At 38.7% G+C, this 15,911-nt stretch carries 28 protein-coding genes and 1 pseudogene; 14 read left to right on the top strand and 15 right to left on the bottom strand.

Annotated elements, in window-relative coordinates; genetic code table 11:
* Nucleotides 1-28: 28 nt before the first annotated feature.
* The 13 genes from AC3Z9T_RS00420 to AC3Z9T_RS00360 form a co-directional block, all read right to left on the bottom strand.
* Nucleotides 29-568 (bottom strand): DUF968 domain-containing protein, encoded by a 540-nt coding sequence (locus AC3Z9T_RS00420; RefSeq protein WP_490124270.1) that lies wholly within the window; start codon nt 566-568, stop codon nt 29-31.
* On the bottom strand, nt 565-951 hold the full coding sequence (locus tag AC3Z9T_RS00415) for a RusA family crossover junction endodeoxyribonuclease (RefSeq protein ID WP_490124269.1): 387 nt from the start codon (nt 949-951) through the stop codon (nt 565-567). The genes AC3Z9T_RS00420 and AC3Z9T_RS00415 overlap by 4 nt, the downstream gene beginning before the upstream one ends.
* Nucleotides 944-1,129: a Lar family restriction alleviation protein gene (locus tag AC3Z9T_RS00410; RefSeq protein WP_423727084.1), complete on the bottom strand. Its 186-nt coding sequence runs from the start codon at nt 1,127-1,129 to the stop codon at nt 944-946. Before AC3Z9T_RS00410 ends, AC3Z9T_RS00415 begins: the two co-directional genes overlap by 8 nt.
* On the bottom strand, nt 1,126-1,506 hold the full coding sequence (locus AC3Z9T_RS00405; protein ID WP_102137770.1) for a hypothetical protein: 381 nt from the start codon (nt 1,504-1,506) through the stop codon (nt 1,126-1,128). Before AC3Z9T_RS00405 ends, AC3Z9T_RS00410 begins: the two co-directional genes overlap by 4 nt.
* Nucleotides 1,499-1,795, bottom strand: a complete 297-nt coding sequence (locus tag AC3Z9T_RS00400; protein ID WP_102137769.1) for a hypothetical protein — start codon at nt 1,793-1,795, stop codon at nt 1,499-1,501. The genes AC3Z9T_RS00405 and AC3Z9T_RS00400 overlap by 8 nt, the downstream gene beginning before the upstream one ends.
* A complete protein-coding gene (locus tag AC3Z9T_RS00395) occupies nt 1,792-2,139 on the bottom strand; it encodes a hypothetical protein (RefSeq protein ID WP_490124268.1) in 348 nt (115 codons plus the stop codon). Before AC3Z9T_RS00395 ends, AC3Z9T_RS00400 begins: the two co-directional genes overlap by 4 nt.
* Nucleotides 2,136-2,669: a phage N-6-adenine-methyltransferase gene (locus AC3Z9T_RS00390; RefSeq protein ID WP_490124267.1), complete on the bottom strand. Its 534-nt coding sequence runs from the start codon at nt 2,667-2,669 to the stop codon at nt 2,136-2,138. The genes AC3Z9T_RS00395 and AC3Z9T_RS00390 overlap by 4 nt, the downstream gene beginning before the upstream one ends.
* Complete coding sequence (locus AC3Z9T_RS00385) at nt 2,669-2,917, bottom strand: hypothetical protein (protein ID WP_423731161.1); 249 nt, start codon at nt 2,915-2,917, stop codon at nt 2,669-2,671. The genes AC3Z9T_RS00390 and AC3Z9T_RS00385 overlap by 1 nt, the downstream gene beginning before the upstream one ends.
* Nucleotides 2,914-3,975, bottom strand: a complete 1,062-nt coding sequence (locus AC3Z9T_RS00380; RefSeq protein WP_490124266.1) for a conserved phage C-terminal domain-containing protein — start codon at nt 3,973-3,975, stop codon at nt 2,914-2,916. Before AC3Z9T_RS00380 ends, AC3Z9T_RS00385 begins: the two co-directional genes overlap by 4 nt.
* Nucleotides 3,972-4,154, bottom strand: a complete 183-nt coding sequence (locus tag AC3Z9T_RS00375) for a DUF4222 domain-containing protein (protein ID WP_350572654.1) — start codon at nt 4,152-4,154, stop codon at nt 3,972-3,974. Before AC3Z9T_RS00375 ends, AC3Z9T_RS00380 begins: the two co-directional genes overlap by 4 nt.
* Nucleotides 4,144-4,341: a hypothetical protein gene (locus AC3Z9T_RS00370; RefSeq protein WP_490124265.1), complete on the bottom strand. Its 198-nt coding sequence runs from the start codon at nt 4,339-4,341 to the stop codon at nt 4,144-4,146. The genes AC3Z9T_RS00375 and AC3Z9T_RS00370 overlap by 11 nt, the downstream gene beginning before the upstream one ends.
* A 5-nt stretch (nt 4,342-4,346) precedes the next feature.
* On the bottom strand, nt 4,347-4,913 hold the full coding sequence (locus AC3Z9T_RS00365; protein ID WP_490124264.1) for a YmfL family putative regulatory protein: 567 nt from the start codon (nt 4,911-4,913) through the stop codon (nt 4,347-4,349).
* A gap of 67 nt (nt 4,914-4,980) precedes the next feature.
* Nucleotides 4,981-5,232 carry a transcriptional regulator gene (locus AC3Z9T_RS00360; RefSeq protein WP_272686834.1) on the bottom strand — a complete coding sequence of 84 codons (252 nt, stop codon included), beginning with the start codon at nt 5,230-5,232 and terminating at the stop codon, nt 4,981-4,983.
* Nucleotides 5,233-5,336: 104 nt separating this feature from the next.
* Here AC3Z9T_RS00360 and racR point away from each other — a divergent pair, with 104 nt between their 5' ends.
* Both racR and AC3Z9T_RS00350 read left to right on the top strand, forming a co-directional pair.
* A complete protein-coding gene (gene racR / locus AC3Z9T_RS00355; RefSeq protein ID WP_490124263.1) occupies nt 5,337-5,819 on the top strand; it encodes a DNA-binding transcriptional repressor RacR in 483 nt (160 codons plus the stop codon).
* Nucleotides 5,820-6,019: 200 nt separating this feature from the next.
* On the top strand, nt 6,020-6,238 hold the full coding sequence (locus tag AC3Z9T_RS00350) for a hypothetical protein (protein ID WP_490124262.1): 219 nt from the start codon (nt 6,020-6,022) through the stop codon (nt 6,236-6,238).
* Here AC3Z9T_RS00350 and AC3Z9T_RS00345 read toward each other — a convergent pair.
* Nucleotides 6,216-6,482, bottom strand: a complete 267-nt coding sequence (locus AC3Z9T_RS00345) for a hypothetical protein (RefSeq protein ID WP_490124261.1) — start codon at nt 6,480-6,482, stop codon at nt 6,216-6,218. The genes AC3Z9T_RS00350 and AC3Z9T_RS00345 overlap by 23 nt on opposite strands.
* Before the next feature lie 107 nt (nt 6,483-6,589).
* Between AC3Z9T_RS00345 and csrA the strand changes: the two genes are divergently transcribed.
* The 12 genes and pseudogenes from csrA to AC3Z9T_RS00285 all read left to right on the top strand — a co-directional run bounded on the left by csrA (nt 6,590) and on the right by AC3Z9T_RS00285 (nt 15,187).
* Complete coding sequence (gene csrA, locus AC3Z9T_RS00340) at nt 6,590-6,778, top strand: carbon storage regulator CsrA (protein WP_490125114.1); 189 nt, start codon at nt 6,590-6,592, stop codon at nt 6,776-6,778.
* Between the two features lie 192 nt (nt 6,779-6,970).
* Nucleotides 6,971-7,342: a YfdP family phage-associated protein gene (locus tag AC3Z9T_RS00335; RefSeq protein WP_102137758.1), complete on the top strand. Its 372-nt coding sequence runs from the start codon at nt 6,971-6,973 to the stop codon at nt 7,340-7,342.
* A 60-nt stretch (nt 7,343-7,402) separates the two neighbouring features.
* Nucleotides 7,403-8,230 carry a YfdQ family protein gene (locus AC3Z9T_RS00330; protein ID WP_490124260.1) on the top strand — a complete coding sequence of 276 codons (828 nt, stop codon included), beginning with the start codon at nt 7,403-7,405 and terminating at the stop codon, nt 8,228-8,230.
* 52 nt (nt 8,231-8,282) lie between these two features.
* Nucleotides 8,283-8,960 (top strand): hypothetical protein, encoded by a 678-nt coding sequence (locus tag AC3Z9T_RS00325; protein ID WP_490124259.1) that lies wholly within the window; start codon nt 8,283-8,285, stop codon nt 8,958-8,960.
* A gap of 22 nt (nt 8,961-8,982) precedes the next feature.
* A pseudogene (locus tag AC3Z9T_RS00320) lies at nt 8,983-9,498 on the top strand (YfbR-like 5'-deoxynucleotidase); the annotation flags it as partial.
* 213 nt (nt 9,499-9,711) lie between these two features.
* Nucleotides 9,712-9,975, top strand: coding sequence for a hypothetical protein (locus AC3Z9T_RS00315; RefSeq protein WP_336432419.1), 264 nt, complete (start codon nt 9,712-9,714; stop codon nt 9,973-9,975).
* 38 nt (nt 9,976-10,013) lie between these two features.
* Complete coding sequence (locus AC3Z9T_RS00310) at nt 10,014-10,310, top strand: DUF3846 domain-containing protein (RefSeq protein WP_283027181.1); 297 nt, start codon at nt 10,014-10,016, stop codon at nt 10,308-10,310.
* A 30-nt stretch (nt 10,311-10,340) separates the two neighbouring features.
* Nucleotides 10,341-10,634: a phiTE_015 family protein gene (locus tag AC3Z9T_RS00305; protein WP_490124258.1), complete on the top strand. Its 294-nt coding sequence runs from the start codon at nt 10,341-10,343 to the stop codon at nt 10,632-10,634.
* Nucleotides 10,635-10,711: 77 nt separating this feature from the next.
* On the top strand, nt 10,712-10,924 hold the full coding sequence (locus tag AC3Z9T_RS00300; RefSeq protein ID WP_125892353.1) for an excisionase: 213 nt from the start codon (nt 10,712-10,714) through the stop codon (nt 10,922-10,924).
* Nucleotides 10,888-12,057: an Arm DNA-binding domain-containing protein gene (locus AC3Z9T_RS00295; RefSeq protein WP_490124257.1), complete on the top strand. Its 1,170-nt coding sequence runs from the start codon at nt 10,888-10,890 to the stop codon at nt 12,055-12,057. Before AC3Z9T_RS00300 ends, AC3Z9T_RS00295 begins: the two co-directional genes overlap by 37 nt.
* Nucleotides 12,058-12,360: 303 nt before the next feature.
* Entirely contained in the window at nt 12,361-13,602 is a 1,242-nt protein-coding gene (locus tag AC3Z9T_RS00290) for an integrase (protein WP_490124256.1), read from the top strand.
* 238 nt (nt 13,603-13,840) lie between these two features.
* Complete coding sequence (locus AC3Z9T_RS00285) at nt 13,841-15,187, top strand: GrpB family protein (RefSeq protein WP_490124255.1); 1,347 nt, start codon at nt 13,841-13,843, stop codon at nt 15,185-15,187.
* A 468-nt stretch (nt 15,188-15,655) separates the two neighbouring features.
* Here AC3Z9T_RS00285 and AC3Z9T_RS00280 read toward each other — a convergent pair whose 3' ends face one another.
* Nucleotides 15,656-15,880: a hypothetical protein gene (locus AC3Z9T_RS00280; protein WP_310989533.1), complete on the bottom strand. Its 225-nt coding sequence runs from the start codon at nt 15,878-15,880 to the stop codon at nt 15,656-15,658.
* Nucleotides 15,881-15,911: the final 31 nt, after the last annotated feature.

The following is a 15,911-nucleotide window of genomic DNA, read 5'->3' as shown; positions in this document are numbered from 1 at the left end:
AACCCTCCACTGCGTTCCGCACAACGCATTAACCAAAAACACCCAGTGCCGCTGAACGGTCTAGGAATCGAAATAACAAAACCAACTGGCTACCATGCTCCCTTTCCCATTCGTTTGGATCCTTATGCAACTCGCTGTGGTGAATGCGACATAATGGAATAGTGAACAAATCATGGGCCTTAGTGCCAATTCCGCCCTGACCATGACCAATTAGGTGATGTGCGTCATGCGCGATAGAGTTACAGACACAACATGGTTGTGATTTTACCCACTGCAAGTAGCTATCATTAATCCAACGCTGTAATTTTGGCTTTAGCATTAGGCTTGCTGGTGGCTCGGGATCGATGGTTAAATTTAATACAGGTTTTGATACCCGTTCATCACCAACCAAATCGCTGAGGTATTGGCCAGAAAGAGAGATAAGACCCGATGGTTGATGTTTTAATTCATCAGGTAATGTCGAGATCAGCATTCTGTCATTAAACATGTTAAGGCTTGCTCCTGGTCTAAACATAACAGCCTTAACTTCAGGAATAATGATGGGGGTTAATATCCATTGGTGATTCATGACATTTTCTCCACTTCAGCATTGAGGGGTCTTATCTCAATTTCAAATCGACCACCTTTAACTACCTCACACCAAGTGATATCAACATGCTTAACTTGCTCATCGTCTTTCCAAATATTGGCATGTGTTATGGCGTCAAATGGTGCTTTTAGATAGTTATCAATATCCCTTCTGTGATAAGTGGGTGGGAACATCTTCACAATGACGGATACATTTTCAGTAATTACCCTAGGTCTTGGCCTTAATTGGGTATAAATAGCAGCTATTGCACTAACCCGGAACGCACGCCCTTTTGCACTGATTAACGTTTTACCGTTGATATTCCGCCAGCAAGCATTAACACTTGGAGGAAAGGGTAAAATAAGAGATATTGAATTACTCACTGATTACCCCCTTATTCCATACCGCTACTGCCGTAGGCTTATCATTTACCTCTGGCCCCTTTTCACCACAACTGTGGCACTGAATGTAAAACCATGTTCTATAACTGTGGCTCTCGATGGTTATGTTTTCACTTCCACAATGAGGACAAGGGTAAATTTCGGCTATTTTGCTTTTCATCCAACCTTCCCCTCATGCTGAAGCTTTTTATTTTCAATAAACGCTAAATCTGTTCTAGCACTACGTAATCTGGCTTTGGTGTTCTTTTCTTCTTTCAGTAAAGCATCAACTGATTTACGCAGATCATCACGCTGTTCGGTTAGGGTTGAGACTTGCCTAAAAAGATGTTCAGCATCATTAGCCCTCAGTAAAAAAACATCAAAAGCATCAACAATACACCCACAGTTTTTACACTTAACTGTCCTATGCTGCTCACTAACAATAACGGCATAGTGCTTACACTGAACCTGCCTAAAATCTCTTTTATCCTCTATCTGGGTTTCTAATACTGGTTTGGTATCGTCTGTGAAATTAACTTTGATAATATTGTCAGTCATCCTTCTGGCCCTCTACTATCAGGATTTCACGCTGATTATTGCTACACACATCATCACGCCCCTCAATCACACCAAACCAGCGCAAAAAGGCTTTACCGCTTAGGGTTGTAGCTTTCCACATTTTCCCCGGATAAACGCCAGATGGAATTGAACTCGAGTAATCAGCCAATAGATTAAAGTCTTTGGCACTCATAAGAGCGTGCGTATCATCAATAAGGATATTTTTTCGACTAGGTTGGTCCCAGTACTTACCAAGAGAATCCGTCATAGGTGGAATTATGTTGTTCACGACCTCACCTCCGATAAAAGTTTATTAAACTGTAATATCAATGGGTTGTGCGTTTTCATTAACTCTTTAACATCACACTTAACATGCCGATTTGTTTTTGCTCTATATCTCTTGCTTTTATTGTCTAGTTCGACTGTTTTCTCATAAGCATCTTGCTGAATCACATAAATACTAAAAGCCCCTTCTTTTCTTCCTGTTTTCTTTATCGCTTTAGCTCTGAGCAAAAAATCTATCGTGATTTTTGTGTGATTATTAGATGATGCATATATACTTCTGATTTTCTTAGTTGTTATTTCGTTACCTGCCTTGAATTCGCTCGCGATTCTTAGATACAAAGGAGTCATACCACCTCCCCTAAGATTGCTTTGCCTATCTCCATCAAACGATTTTTTGAGACGTGTGTCCCAATTGCCTTTGGCTCTACAAATGGACGCCAGATAAGAAGAATTGAGCCTTTACTATTGCCCTTTTTCTCTTTTCCCGTATTGGGATCAACAAAATTAATACGGCCATCGATGATAGTTCTAACTTCATCAATGCTTTTTAGTGCCAATGAGTACCAGGATGTTGATTTATCTGCTGGCAATAACATCACTATTGGCTGGTTTTGCTTTGTGCATTGCTCTGCGGCTTTAGCGATCCATGGTTTTATTTTGCTGTAAGGCGGGTTACACCATATAGCACCACGACTTACCCAATCACTTTCTAATGCATTCTGCTCTATGGTTAAGAAATATGGACACAAGGCATTTTGCTCATTTGCGGCAGCATCTAACCAAAAACCAAACTCAAGCGTTAAAGCTTCAAATAACCACTGGGGCGTTTGCCAGCAATCTTTATCTTCTGGTGCGGTATTACTTGAATAAACAGCCATTAGATAGCACCCCGCTGCTGGTGGGATTTAACATACTCACGCATATGCCTATAACGCTGCTGAACTTGAAAATCGTCAGCATAATGATTTAAGTGGCGAAACTTCCTGCAGGTAACCAAATCACGACGGGATTGATTCCATCTGTTACGAAGCTTGCGAATCGTGCGCCATTTACGTAGCTGTTTGAACATGGCAATCATGCCTAGCACGTCAACGCCATAGATTGTTTTAGTTTCACTACGCATCATACGGTCACCTCTTTCGCTGCTTGCTCTGATGCCTGCTTCCAAATACCAATCCATGCATTACGTGCATCAAATTCAGTCTTTCGCCCTAAACCTGATTTGTTCGCTAACTCTTTTGCTATTGCTTGGATCCGACTTTCTGGCTTCCAGTGGCTTGAAAATAATTTGGTAAACACAATATCGCGCTCAACAGTATCAATCGTGACAACCACCTCACCCTGCTGAACCCATTTTTTATTGATACACACTGGACGCCCATTGCTATGCCACTTTTGGGAAAGCTGGTGATAACTTTCAAACTTCTCTTTTCCGAAAACCGTCATAGGTCTCAGGTATTGGCTGTACTCGATATCATTGAGCCACTTAGCCGTTAGGTAGTCTGCCACCTGATTAAGGTCATCCGATGTGTAACCTTCCGCCAGCCTTTCGTTGATGTGATCCATCGTTGTTTTCTTGTTCTGGTAACTGGAATTAGTGATTTTGTTGAAATGATCCAAAACAATCTGTGCATAGTCGGGCTCAGCATGAGCCTGACAAAAAGAGTTACTCTCTGTTGTAATCTCTTGAGTATTCTCTGTAGTACTCTCTGTAAGATCAGGGCAATTTGCCCCGTTCGATGGGGTCATTTTGGTATTATTCGAACGTTTCATTTTGCGCTTATCGATAAGGTCATTTTGACCTGTTCGAATACGCTCGGCTGAACTGTTCGATGAGTTCAATTTGACCTTATCGGATAACAACGCATGTTCATAATTTATAGAGTAATAATTTGTGCGGTCATGGGTGCGTTTATTGATTTGCTCAATATTTAATACACCCAATTTTTTTAAATTGTTAAATGCACGCTTAATTGTGGATTCAGAAAAATACGGGAACTGTTCACGCCATTCTTCAATAGTGTTATAAATCCAGCGGTGCCCCTCATGGTCAACGCCCGACGAGGTTTCAGATAGCCAATACTGAACTTGCTGAAGCAATAAAGCCTCATTCAAGCCCAAGCGAACCGCCAGTTCAGGTATAACAATTTGTGGGCGTGTTTTAAGTAGTAACAAGCTGCTCATTCCATCACCCTTGTGAATTCGGCTTTAAATTTGTACAAAGGGGCGAAGCATTCATGTTCATAACCGTCACGCAAGAATATGACCCACTTTTTGACTCGGTCATAACGTATGACACGAACACGAATACCACGCTTATCCAGATAAATACGATTGAGATTATTGGCATCTTCATTGGACATCACCTTTCCCCTCACAATTAAAATCAACGCGGACATTTAGATTGCCCACAGCCCATTCAACATAGCTGCGGTTTACGGGGATCCATTGGTTCTGTACCATAAGCTCATATTGCAATTGTGAGGTACCAGCGGAACTCGCTGAGCGTCTCAGTTGCACTAAACCTGAATTATTTGATAGACTCCTCATGCTAATTACTCCACGCAAAGGTTGTTAGCACCAGACGCCTCGGACCGCATATCTGAGGCGTCAACCTTTTCAGGGCGACAAAATATGCGATAAATCAGTGATTCATGTTCTAATATCTTGGCTCTCGCTAAATATGACCTTTCCTTGATTCTCGCTCGCTCCGCTTCATCAACTTCACCATCAGCAATAGATTCTTTAATGCATTCGCAGTATTCGCCAATAGCAGATAACGCTTCCATTAATCGGATATTGATATCCTCGTTATCAACATCACCAATGTCAGGTTGTGGAACAAAAACACCGCCCGATGCTTTAGCAACCGCATTTGCTATGTAGTGATTGCCACTTGCTTGCTGCAGTACCATTGCCCAACCCAAAGGAAAAAGCTGATCACCATCCGTACGTAGACGGTTATAAAGCGATTGAGTTGTCACCCCTGTTGGATTATCGGTATCCTTTTTGCCTAACCATTCTGGTGCTTCATCATAGCCACCAGGCAATGATGAAATTGTTTTTCTGATTGCAGCCACCAGCCATGCTGGTTGTTTTTCTGCTTGCCAATTTTGTTTCATCCCACATCTCCTTTAAATTTGCTGTGGTTACATGAAAATTACAGTTCTGGTTTAATCTTTCCGTAAATCAATTGGCTGCTACTGACTGAGTTCCTCGTAAATAGGACCAATCAATATCAGGTCGAAGATCTTCACAGCGAACAATGCCTAACGTGACTTTTTCGATTTCTGGGCATCGTCTTGCGGGTATTTGGCGAGATCCATTGATCCATTGGTTTACTGTTGGAGGCGAAATACCCAGACGTTTAGCCATTTCGGCTTGTCCACCAACATGGCTACATGCTGTTTTTATTGCGGTTATAGCTCTTACTTGGTTCATTATTTAGTTACCTCTGACCTATGTTGAAATACAAATGTTAGGCTAAGCCTAACATTAAATCAATAGGAATTGCCTACACAATATAAAGATAAGATAATTAGGCTATGCTTAATGGTAAAGATTTAGGCCGAGCGATAGAGCAGGCAATTAATAAGAAACTGGCATCTGGATCGGTCAAATCAAAGACTGAGATAGCTCGACACTTTAATGTTAAGCTTCCATCTATTTATGATTGGATAAAAAAAGGTTCAATTTCGAAAGATAAACTCCCTGAATTATGGAGCTACTTTTCTGATGTAGTGGGGCCTGAGCATTGGGGCTTAAAAGAATTACACACCCCGTTAAAGAAAGTAGAGCCAAGCTGCGTACAGAATGATCGGCAATTTGATGACCTTTTTCATGCCTACACTTCTGCCTCTGCGGAAAGAAAAGAAATTATAAACTTCCTTTTGCTAAAAAATAGCACTAACGAACCATCTTGGGTTAATAGTGATACCAGAGCGTATATTACAACTTTAGAGCGACAAGCCTCTGAATGGCTGAATAATAAAGACAATAACGACAAACCCAAAAAACGCCCGGCTTAAATTAATTTGGTCTGATGGCCATTGGTTAGACTAGGCAGTACCTAAAACTCCATCCACTTGATTATTAAATAGAAAAATAAATATGGTCTAATTATATCAAAAATATTAGGCATAGCCTATTGACTTATAATTAGGCTATGCCTAGTATTATTGCATCAGCAAAACAGATACTAAATTTCAAATATGTGGGGTGCTTAGGTATGTGCAATTCTGATAATGGTAAATGCAAGTGCCTAGACCTTAAACAGGTATTACTTAATAAGGTTGAGCGACTTGAAGAGGCAGCGAAAAGAGGTCGTACATTGCGCGATCTAAATCCAGACATTCCCGCGGAGAAAATCATCTCCGCCGAACAATGTAATTGGACGCTGAATGATTGCGCTATGTTTCGTCGATTTATCGACCACACTTTTGAATAGCTCGAATAGACTGAGCCTCAGTAAGGTGAATGTATTCAACGTAAACATCAAGCTCTTCATCTGTAGATAGATTGTAAAAGGTTTCACCACCTTCGGAGTGTAGATTGCCTGTGATGATGTTTCCTTTTTCGACGTCATAACCACCAATAAGTTCAGCAATGGTTATTTCGCCGATTTCATCACGGATAGCAATCCAACCGATACGATGTTCAATATGAACGACAACACCTTTTAAGTTGCTCATAAAAATTTCTCTTGGTTGTGTAGGGCTTCCAAGAATACCACAGCCGCCTGATGTGGATAAGTTAGTTCAGGCAACCTTATTAACTGTGTGGAGTGTTTAGTATGGGAATGCTTATTTTAACCCGCCGAGTCAGTGAAGAAGTAATGATCGGTGATGATATTAAAATAAAAATCTTAGGGGTCAAAGGAAACCAAGTGCGGATTGGTATCGCTGCCCCTGAAAATGTATCAGTACATCGTGAAGAAATTTATCAACGTATTTTAGCTGAAAGAAATAATGCCAGTGCTAGTAAGTAGTTATTGATATTTTTGGTGGCGACCTGAATCTTCCACGCTACGAGGTTGATGATAATGTTCTATTCAGTAGCCACCCTTTTTACATCACATATAAGACCGCTGATATTTAATCAGTCCATACTAGGTAATATGTTTTAATTATTATTAGCGGTCTTATTTGTGGAGTAATAACCTAATTATGAGGATCTACTCATGAGTGAAGATAGAAAAACAAATATACCTGAATTTTTAGGTGAGTTAGATGCAGGGATATTTGAAAATAAAGTTGCCGCTGTATTAAATGATGTTGCACTAGGTGTTATAAATCACGCAGGGAAAGGAAAAGTTATTATCGAAATGGATATCTCTCGAATGAATAATTCAATCGAGGAGAAGCGAGTATTAATCCAACATAAACTTAAGTTTACTGCACCAACACCAAAGGGAAAACGTTCGGAAGAGGATACTACTGAAACGCCAATGTACGTAAATAAAGGTGGCAAGCTTTCGATTATGCAAGAAGATCAGGGGCAGCTTTTTTCAATTAAAGGCGAACCTGACGGTAAATTAAAACAAGTTAATTAATTTCTTTTTTATTTAAAACTCAATCTTTAAAAATACTTTATTAAATAAGTAGGAGCTTTTATGTCTCAATTAAACGGTGATGCCATTTCACAAATTAAAGATCTAACTATTTCCGGTGTTCGTTTAGATGTTGTAGAAAATCTGCATTGCCCTGCTGTTGCTAAACCTGATGGGCTTGAAATTGTAAATCTTGAAAAGTATCAAAATAATCGTTACCGCTTTCGTGGCTCATTAAGAACCACCAGCATTAGCGATTTTGTTAAATATAGTATTGGTTATTCTGATGCTGATGGTGTTCGTTGTTTTATCGATGCTGAAGATATGAGTGCAAAAACCATCTTTAACCTCGGTACTATTGCAGCTCCTGGTCACGCAGATAACTCTGCTGTAATTGGCCTGAAAAAAACATCCCCTTTTTCTGCTGTTCTATCCGTTAATGGACGTAGACAAGGACAAAAAGAGCTTGCTGAATGGTTGGAAGATTGGCGCGATTTCCTATTAGCTTTCGACGCTGAAGGTAATTCTCTCGATATTAAGCAAGCTATTGGTGCTGTTCGTCGAATTACTATTGAATCAAGCCGTTCATCCGATCATGAAGATAGCGATTTTTCGGCTAAGAAATCAATTATGGAAAACGTCGAAGCAAAAAGCAAAGACATTATGCCAGCTGCTTTTGAGTTCAAATGTACTCCCTATGAAGAATTGCAAGAACGCGCAATTAAATTGCGCTATAGCATTTTAACTTCACACGATACGCCAGCATTAGTTCTTCGTATTGTTCAACTTGAAAATTTAGAAGAACAAATGGCTCAGGAATTTCGTGATCTACTTGCTTCTAAATTTGAAGGCTCTCAGATCGAAACGTTCATTGGGAATTTTTCAGCTTAATTAATTTATGCGCCACTAAACTAGTGGCGCCATTAGCTACGGAGTACTAATCATGTCTAATTATGATAATTCAAAAAGACATTTTCAGAGTGAAACCAAAGATCACCAAATGTTCATTATTCACGAAGATGGCTTATATCGGCATGTCAGGTTCAAAAAACCTAAAACAAGTGCCTATCATTTTGACTTAGTTACGTACCCCGGTTATTTGGTTTTTTCTGGTGATATGGGTACTTGGGTATTTAGTCGGCTTCACGATATGTTCGAATTTTTTAACGGTGACAATATCAATGCTGGATATTGGGCTGAAAAATTGCAACATGGCGCGGGTGGCGGCAGAGATATAGCTAAAGAATATTCACAGGAAGAAACTGAAAAGTGCCTTAAAGGACTTTTTAATGATTGGGTTAAAGAAAACGAATTGACATCTAATGATGGCTCAACACCAGAAGAAATTAAACAGTATCAACTCGAATACGAGCATCACAAAAGCGAATTAAAAGATCTGCTTAGAAACAGTGATGAAGAGTGGTCAATGATTGAGGCAATACAAAATATTTCAAATGGCGGCTTTGATTATTCTCCCTTTGAGGAAACTTGGGATTTAATATGCAAAGACTACTCTCATCATTATTTGTGGGCTTGCTTCGCTATTCAATGGGGAATTAATAGATATACAAATAATAAAGTGGCAATTAAAGCCATTGATACATTTTTGTCATTTAAATAATAAATAGTGTGGAGATTTGAATATGTCTTATATTTCAACTTTTACAGGAAAGCATTTTAATTTTATCAATATCAGTGCGGATGATATCGATATTAATGATATTGCTCAGGGCTTATCTAATGAATGTCGCTTTGCCGGGCAAATTAGCCAATTCTATTCTGTTGCCCAACATTCCGTTTATGTGAGTCAAATTGTACCGCCTGAATATGCTCTGGAAGCATTACTGCACGATGCATCGGAAGCCTATTGCAAAGACTTGCCTAGCCCATTGAAAGCGCTGTTAACAGAATACAAGGAAATTGAGCGCAGAGTACAACTGGTAATAACTGACAAATGGAACTTACCAGCCAATTTAAGTGATATTGTGCATTATGCTGATTTAACAATGTTAGCAACAGAACGTCGAGATTTAGAAGTTGACGGTGATAACTACTGGCCAATTTTAGACGGTATTCCGGCAACTGATTTAATTACAGTTAGCCCATTGTCACCTATACAAGCAAGAGCAATGTTTATTTATCGCTATAACCAGCTAACAGGAACGATACCTAAATTCGATGCAGATATAAGATTAAGCACAATCCGTGGTGAATGCGCTTGGGGTGACATTTATTCAGATAAGAAAAAACGCTTTCAAGATGGTGATCCTATTCAAACATCACGAGTTATCAATATCGATACTTATTTAACTGATGGCTATATACAAACAGTTAATTCAGTTTACAGAATTATTTTGTGAGGTGCGTTAACTATGGCAAAACTAACCAAAAAAGAACTGGCATGGATTAAAAAGGTTCAGAAAGTATTTGATGAATGCCCGTCCAGTCGCATTGGCTTTTACGCTTGCGGAGAAGATACGCTGCATCTTTACGATAAAGATAATAAAAAGGCGGCATCTAATTTTAATGAATCTGGATTGTCAGTTTATACAAAAACATTCACTGACGTACTGAGTAATTCAGATGCTGATTTTGGTCATTTCATTAGGCTACCAAGCCATATTGAAATTGGTTAATGATTTAACTCGCATGGATGCAATAAGAGGAATGAATAATGGCAATTATTTTACATGCAAATAATAGCACAACAATAATTACACCTGAATTCGGTAACGAGTTCATGCTAGCCGAGCTCCAAGAGTATGTTGGTGGGTATATTCAAACAATCGACTTCAATGAGCCTGTGATAATCGATGGGATTGAGTACTCCACTATTGTTATTGATGAAGATGGTAAATACAAAAACTACCCAGTAAACATAACTGCAACACAGCACGCCAAGAGCGCATTATTTGATGACGATTTCTTAGTTGGCGATGTTGTTTTCTTGAAAAATGGGGAAATCTCTTAATAAAAACTGATAAATTTAAAAGGTGGAGTGATGGATAAATCAAGGCGGCAATTTGAAGAGTTTATTAAGTTTCACATGGATGATGCAGAAAAAAATAATAAATTCGAAACAGCTAATAACGGATTAAATTACGCTGATCGTGACATTGATTTAATGTGGATTAGCTGGCAAGAATCACGTGAAAGTTTGGAAATTGAATTACCCAAGAAATGCAATGCATCTATAGGTGGAGATACCAAAACAAAATATTACTTCAATGGAATAAGTGAAGGTATTGCCAAGTGTCAAGACGCACTAACTAGTAATGGAGTAAAAATAAAATGAAATTTAAAAATTTAATTAAACCTGATAGCAATATTATTTAATTTTTAAATCTGTATGCGGCAGATGTGGAGATAATTATGAATACAAGCCTTTCAGTTGAATGCTTGCCAATTTCAAAGTACTGCGAGTTATTTGGCGAGACAACAGATGCAATCAATAAGCGGTTACAAAGGCTAGTCTGGCATGAGGGAGTTCACGTATTGAAAATTGAAGGCGTAAAAGAACGCTGGATTGATATAAAGGAAGTCAATAAATGGGCCAGACAAAACAAATCCTCCCTCGCGGAGTAATGATCCGAAAACATAAATCAGGGGAAACAATCAATATTTCATTTACATTTAAAGGGGTTCACTGTAGAGAGCCCCTATCTAACCTTGAAGTTAACCCTAAAAATATAAAATATGCAGAACGCTTATTAGGGGAAATATATAACAAAATTGAAAAAGGTATTTTTTCTTATGTTGAGTATTTTCCTAAATCATCAAAATTAAAAATATTTGGAAATAAACATAAAGGAAGAAATATAAATGAATATCTGGACGAATATTTAGATATTTGTGAAACCAGAGGTTTATCCCCTTCCACAATTGGTGGCTATAAAAAATGTAAAAGTGCCCTTTCTACACTGCATGATTTATCAGTGGTAGATTTGACGCCCGGCATATTAAAAACATGGATCCAAAAACAAAAAACATCATTAAAGACAATTAGAAACCAGCTGTCATTTTTACGTAGTGCATTAGATGAAGCTGTAACCGATGGTTTAATTACATCCAATCCTGCAAATATGGTAACAGCATCAAGATATCAATCTAAAAGTAGTCCATCAGATAGTGACTACATTGTGGATCCTTTAACGCCAGAGGAAGTAACTGCCATATATAGCGCAGTAAGATATAACCAATGGAAAAATTTATTCCAGTTTGCAATTAATACCGGGCTACGTAGTTCTGAATTATGTGCGCTTAGCTGGGGCGATATTGATTTCATAGGCAGGACTGCTCATGTACAAGCAGCTAGTGTTGTTGGAGTCATTAAAGGTACAAAAACAAAAGCAGGAACGCGGATCGTGGAATTGAACGAAGATGCCATGACTGCACTTAACAATCAAAAGTCATTTACTTTTTTAAAAAATGAAACCATTTTCGAAGATCCAAAAACAAATAAAGCATGGGCTGGTGCAGATTCAATTCGAAAAAAAGCATGGGTACCAACATTAAAGAAAGCTGGTGTACGATATAGAAACCCGTACCAAACGCGACACACATTTGCGATTAAGCATATTAGTAACGGCGTTAACCTATTTTGGCTGGCTTCACAGATGGGACATAAAGGCCCTGAAATGCTATTTAGGCACTACGGAGCATACTTAAAAGAGTACGACGGTAACACCTCGATTTTAAAGAGAATAGACACTAAATAGCCACTGCTAGGACTACGGTTAAGCCGCAAATCATGCGCAGGGTAATATTTATAGAATAATCATTTATATAACAATAGGTTAAACAATTCCAGATGCGGGTTCAACTCCCGCCAGCTCCACCAAATTATCTTCTAAGGACGTCCAAAGAAGACTGAAAAGCCCGCTAACTCAATGAGTTGCGGGCTTTTTTATGTCCTACACTGTCCTATTTTATCTCACCCAAGCTAATTCCTTTAGGCCCATTGATAGGCCCAACGAAAAGAACTAACATCTTTGTTGGGCCTAAACGCATGGAGATTTTTTATGGCAAGAAAAACTAAGCCATTAACCGATACCGAAATCAAAGCAGCTAAACCGCAGGACAAGGACTATCAGCTGTATGATGGTGATGGACTCACATTGCTAATCAAATCTAGCGGAAGCAAGTTATGGCAATTCCGTTACTACCGCCCGTATACAAAACAAAGGACCAAACAAAGTTTTGGGGCCTACCCTGCTGTCACACTTTCAGATGCTAGAAAACTTAGAGCAGAATCTCGCTCATTACTGGCGAAAGATATTGACCCTCAAGAATATCAGAAAGATCAAATAAGAAACTCTCAAGAGGCTAAAACCAATACCTTTCAACTTGTCGCTGAACGTTGGTGGGAAGTGAAGAAGTCCACCGTAACAGAAGATTATGGTAACGATATTTGGCGCTCACTTGAACGAGATGTGTTTCCGGCTATTGGTGATATCAGCGTTACCGATATCAAAGCGCATATATTGGTTCAAGCGATACAGCCGGTTCAAGCTAGAGGTGCATTAGAAACTGCTCGTCGCCTTTGTCAGCGAATCAACGAAGTGATGATCTATGCTCAAAATACTGGCTTAATTGATGCCGTACCGAGTATCAATATTGGCAAAGCTTTTGAAAAACCTAAGAAAAAGAATATGCCAAGTATTCCTCCTGATCAGCTACCAAAGCTCATGCAGACAATGCGTACAGCTAATATTAGCCTATCGACTCGATGCCTGTTCATGTGGCAGCTACTCACCATCTCGCGCCCTGCTGAAGCCGCTGAAGCCCGTTGGGATGAAATCAACTTTGAGACTAAGGAATGGAAGATACCTGCTGTTAGAATGAAAATGAACCGTGAGCACACAGTTCCGTTATCTGACGCTGCTTTGGCTATTCTAGAGCTAATGAAACCACTCAGTGGTAATCGTGAGTTTATCTTTTCGAGCCGAATCAAGCCTACCCAGCCTATGAATAGCCAAACCGTCAATGCTGCATTAAAACGTGCCGGATTCGGAGGTGTACTGGTTTCTCACGGTCTTCGATCAATTGCCAGCACAGCTCTCAATGAGCAAGGCTTCGCACCTGATGTTATCGAAGCCGCCCTCGCCCACGTTGATAAAAACGAAGTTAGACGCGCCTATAACCGCAGTGATTACTTAGAGCAAAGACGCCCTATGATGCAATGGTGGGCTGATTTTATTGAATCGGCTGATAGGGGAAGTATTATTGAAGGTGGGATAAGGGGAATATCGCTAGTTGGGTAGTTTATTTGTACCAGCTCAAATTTGAGCTGGTACTTTAATAACACATAGCTGACGTCACATCGGAATTTTTATCTATCATCAGTCTTTTATGGGATTGAAAAGTTGAACATAATATAATGTAGGATGCAGTTGTAGTCGCTTGTAATACGAGCAGAGACTACTCCTTTGCATTCTGAGACGGTGTTGTTCAAGGATAGTAAGAACAATAAATTATAATTTAATGAAGATGGAGTAGGTGGTGAACAAAGTTATAATTACTGAACATGATATTTCTTGGGCCAATCAATTTTTAGAAGAAGCTGAAAAAATAAAAAATGCCGTCAAATTTTCAACATGCTACATTGACCACGTTGGCTCAACATCGGTAAATGGTCTTTGTGGAAAACCTATTATTGACATCCTAATATCAATTTGTGACTGGGATGATGTTGAAAAAGTAGTTATGGAATTGCAGCGATTAGGCTACATAGTAAGTGAGAAATGTGATGATACTCCTAGATATTTTTTGACAAAATATAGTACTGATTCAAAAAAATATCATGTGCATATTTGTGAGCCTCACAGTCAGTGGGGTAGAGACATGCTTATCTTTAAAAATGAATTAACTGTCGATGATGATTTTTCGAAAGAATATGCTATTTTAAAGCAAAATTTAGCTCAAACCCATGAAAATGATATCGTTGGTTATATGAATGGGAAAAAAGATTTCATTGAGAGTAGATTACGTGAGGTCGGTAACGAATTTGGGGTTAATCGACTACTCAGTTATCAAAGAGCTGAATCAAATAAAGCTGAAAGCTTACAAATACGTATGATGGTACTACAGTTTTTAATATCTATTATTGCTGCAGTTTCTGTTTACTGTAGTCAGAATGACGTATTGTTTTGGTTGGCTATAATTGGTTTTATATGTCTGTTGACATGGTTCTTTTTAAGCCAAGCCCAACAACGGCATCGGTCCGCAGGTGATCAGGCTCGACGTGCAGTACTATTGATTAGTGGTCTAAATGCAATACCGTCTGCCGGTCAAAATCTCCGCATTAGTGATAAGTTTAATGTTGCTATTACGAAAGAAACATTACGGCGTGAAGAAGACCATTTTTCGACCCGAGAAAAGCCTAGCTATAAACGGTTAGTTGAAATGATTGAAGAATCCTCATATTGGACATGCTACTTACAGAAAACTAGTGCAACGGTTATGTGGGTGCTATTATCCATTCTTGTAATTGCAATATTTATAGTAACTGGTGCAGCAATCACCTCATTCAATTCAAATAATTTAATATTACTATCTCGGGCTATGATAGCTTTGATGATATTTGTTATCTCAACGGATGCACTTGGTTTATTACTTTCTTATAAAAATGCAGCATCATCTATTAGTGAAATATTTAACAGGGTTGAGTCTATTTCAGTAAGGGGACACTTGGAATCAGATGCTCTACTTTTGATGTTGGATTATAACTCTGCTATCGAAAAGGCCCCAGCAACATTACCTTTAGTTTATAAATTTACCCAAAAAAAGCTTAACAAAAAATGGAGAGTTTACTCTGAAGAGAAACTAAACAGGAGACTAGCAAGCTAATTGAATGATATATCCATTTGCGCATTTGTTTTATATTAATCACCTTGTGGTTGCCAGATGTATACCCTCATGGCAACCTAAGTTTAAAATTTAGATTTATTATTTATATCATTAATCTATTAATATCCTTTATGTGATAGGCTATGCAATGGGATTTAATTATCCACATGAAGTTAGCTCATTTAAACAACTTACTTTTGGGTTTCACATTATTATGATTTATATGAAGCTAATGTCTGCTCCTCGCTCATTGCAGACATCACTCTCATTAAATTAATAAGCTAGCTACAAAACAGAATACCAAAGCTTATGACCAGTTGAAATTTAACTATAGTTTAGTTTTATTAGTGCAAAAACCTACAAATTTCACTTTTAAATCAAAGTAGTACATAGGGTTCGGTATTCCCCCACCTACCCCATAAGTAATTTTGATAAACTCAGTTCGTAGTACTTCCACTGTTTTCACAATCATCTAGTTTTCTTGTAGATTAACCAATCATTCCAGACATTACTCGCATTGAGATCCTGATAGCCACGGCTTTTGTCCATATCGTCGACAATGTCTGATGGCAACTCAACAGTAATAGCATTATCGCGGATCGACTCAACCTCACTCTGAGTTAATTCATACCCAGCCTCGCTCTCTTTTGACTCAAGCAATGCGACAAGTGAAGGAATGAATACAATAGTCATTTTTAGTCAGACTCCATAACCGTTCAATATT

The sequence above is a fragment of the Providencia sp. 6390 genome, from assembly GCF_058148425.1.
The sequence above is the reverse complement of the archived record's forward strand: the minus strand, read 5'-3'. Positions and strand labels throughout refer to the sequence as shown.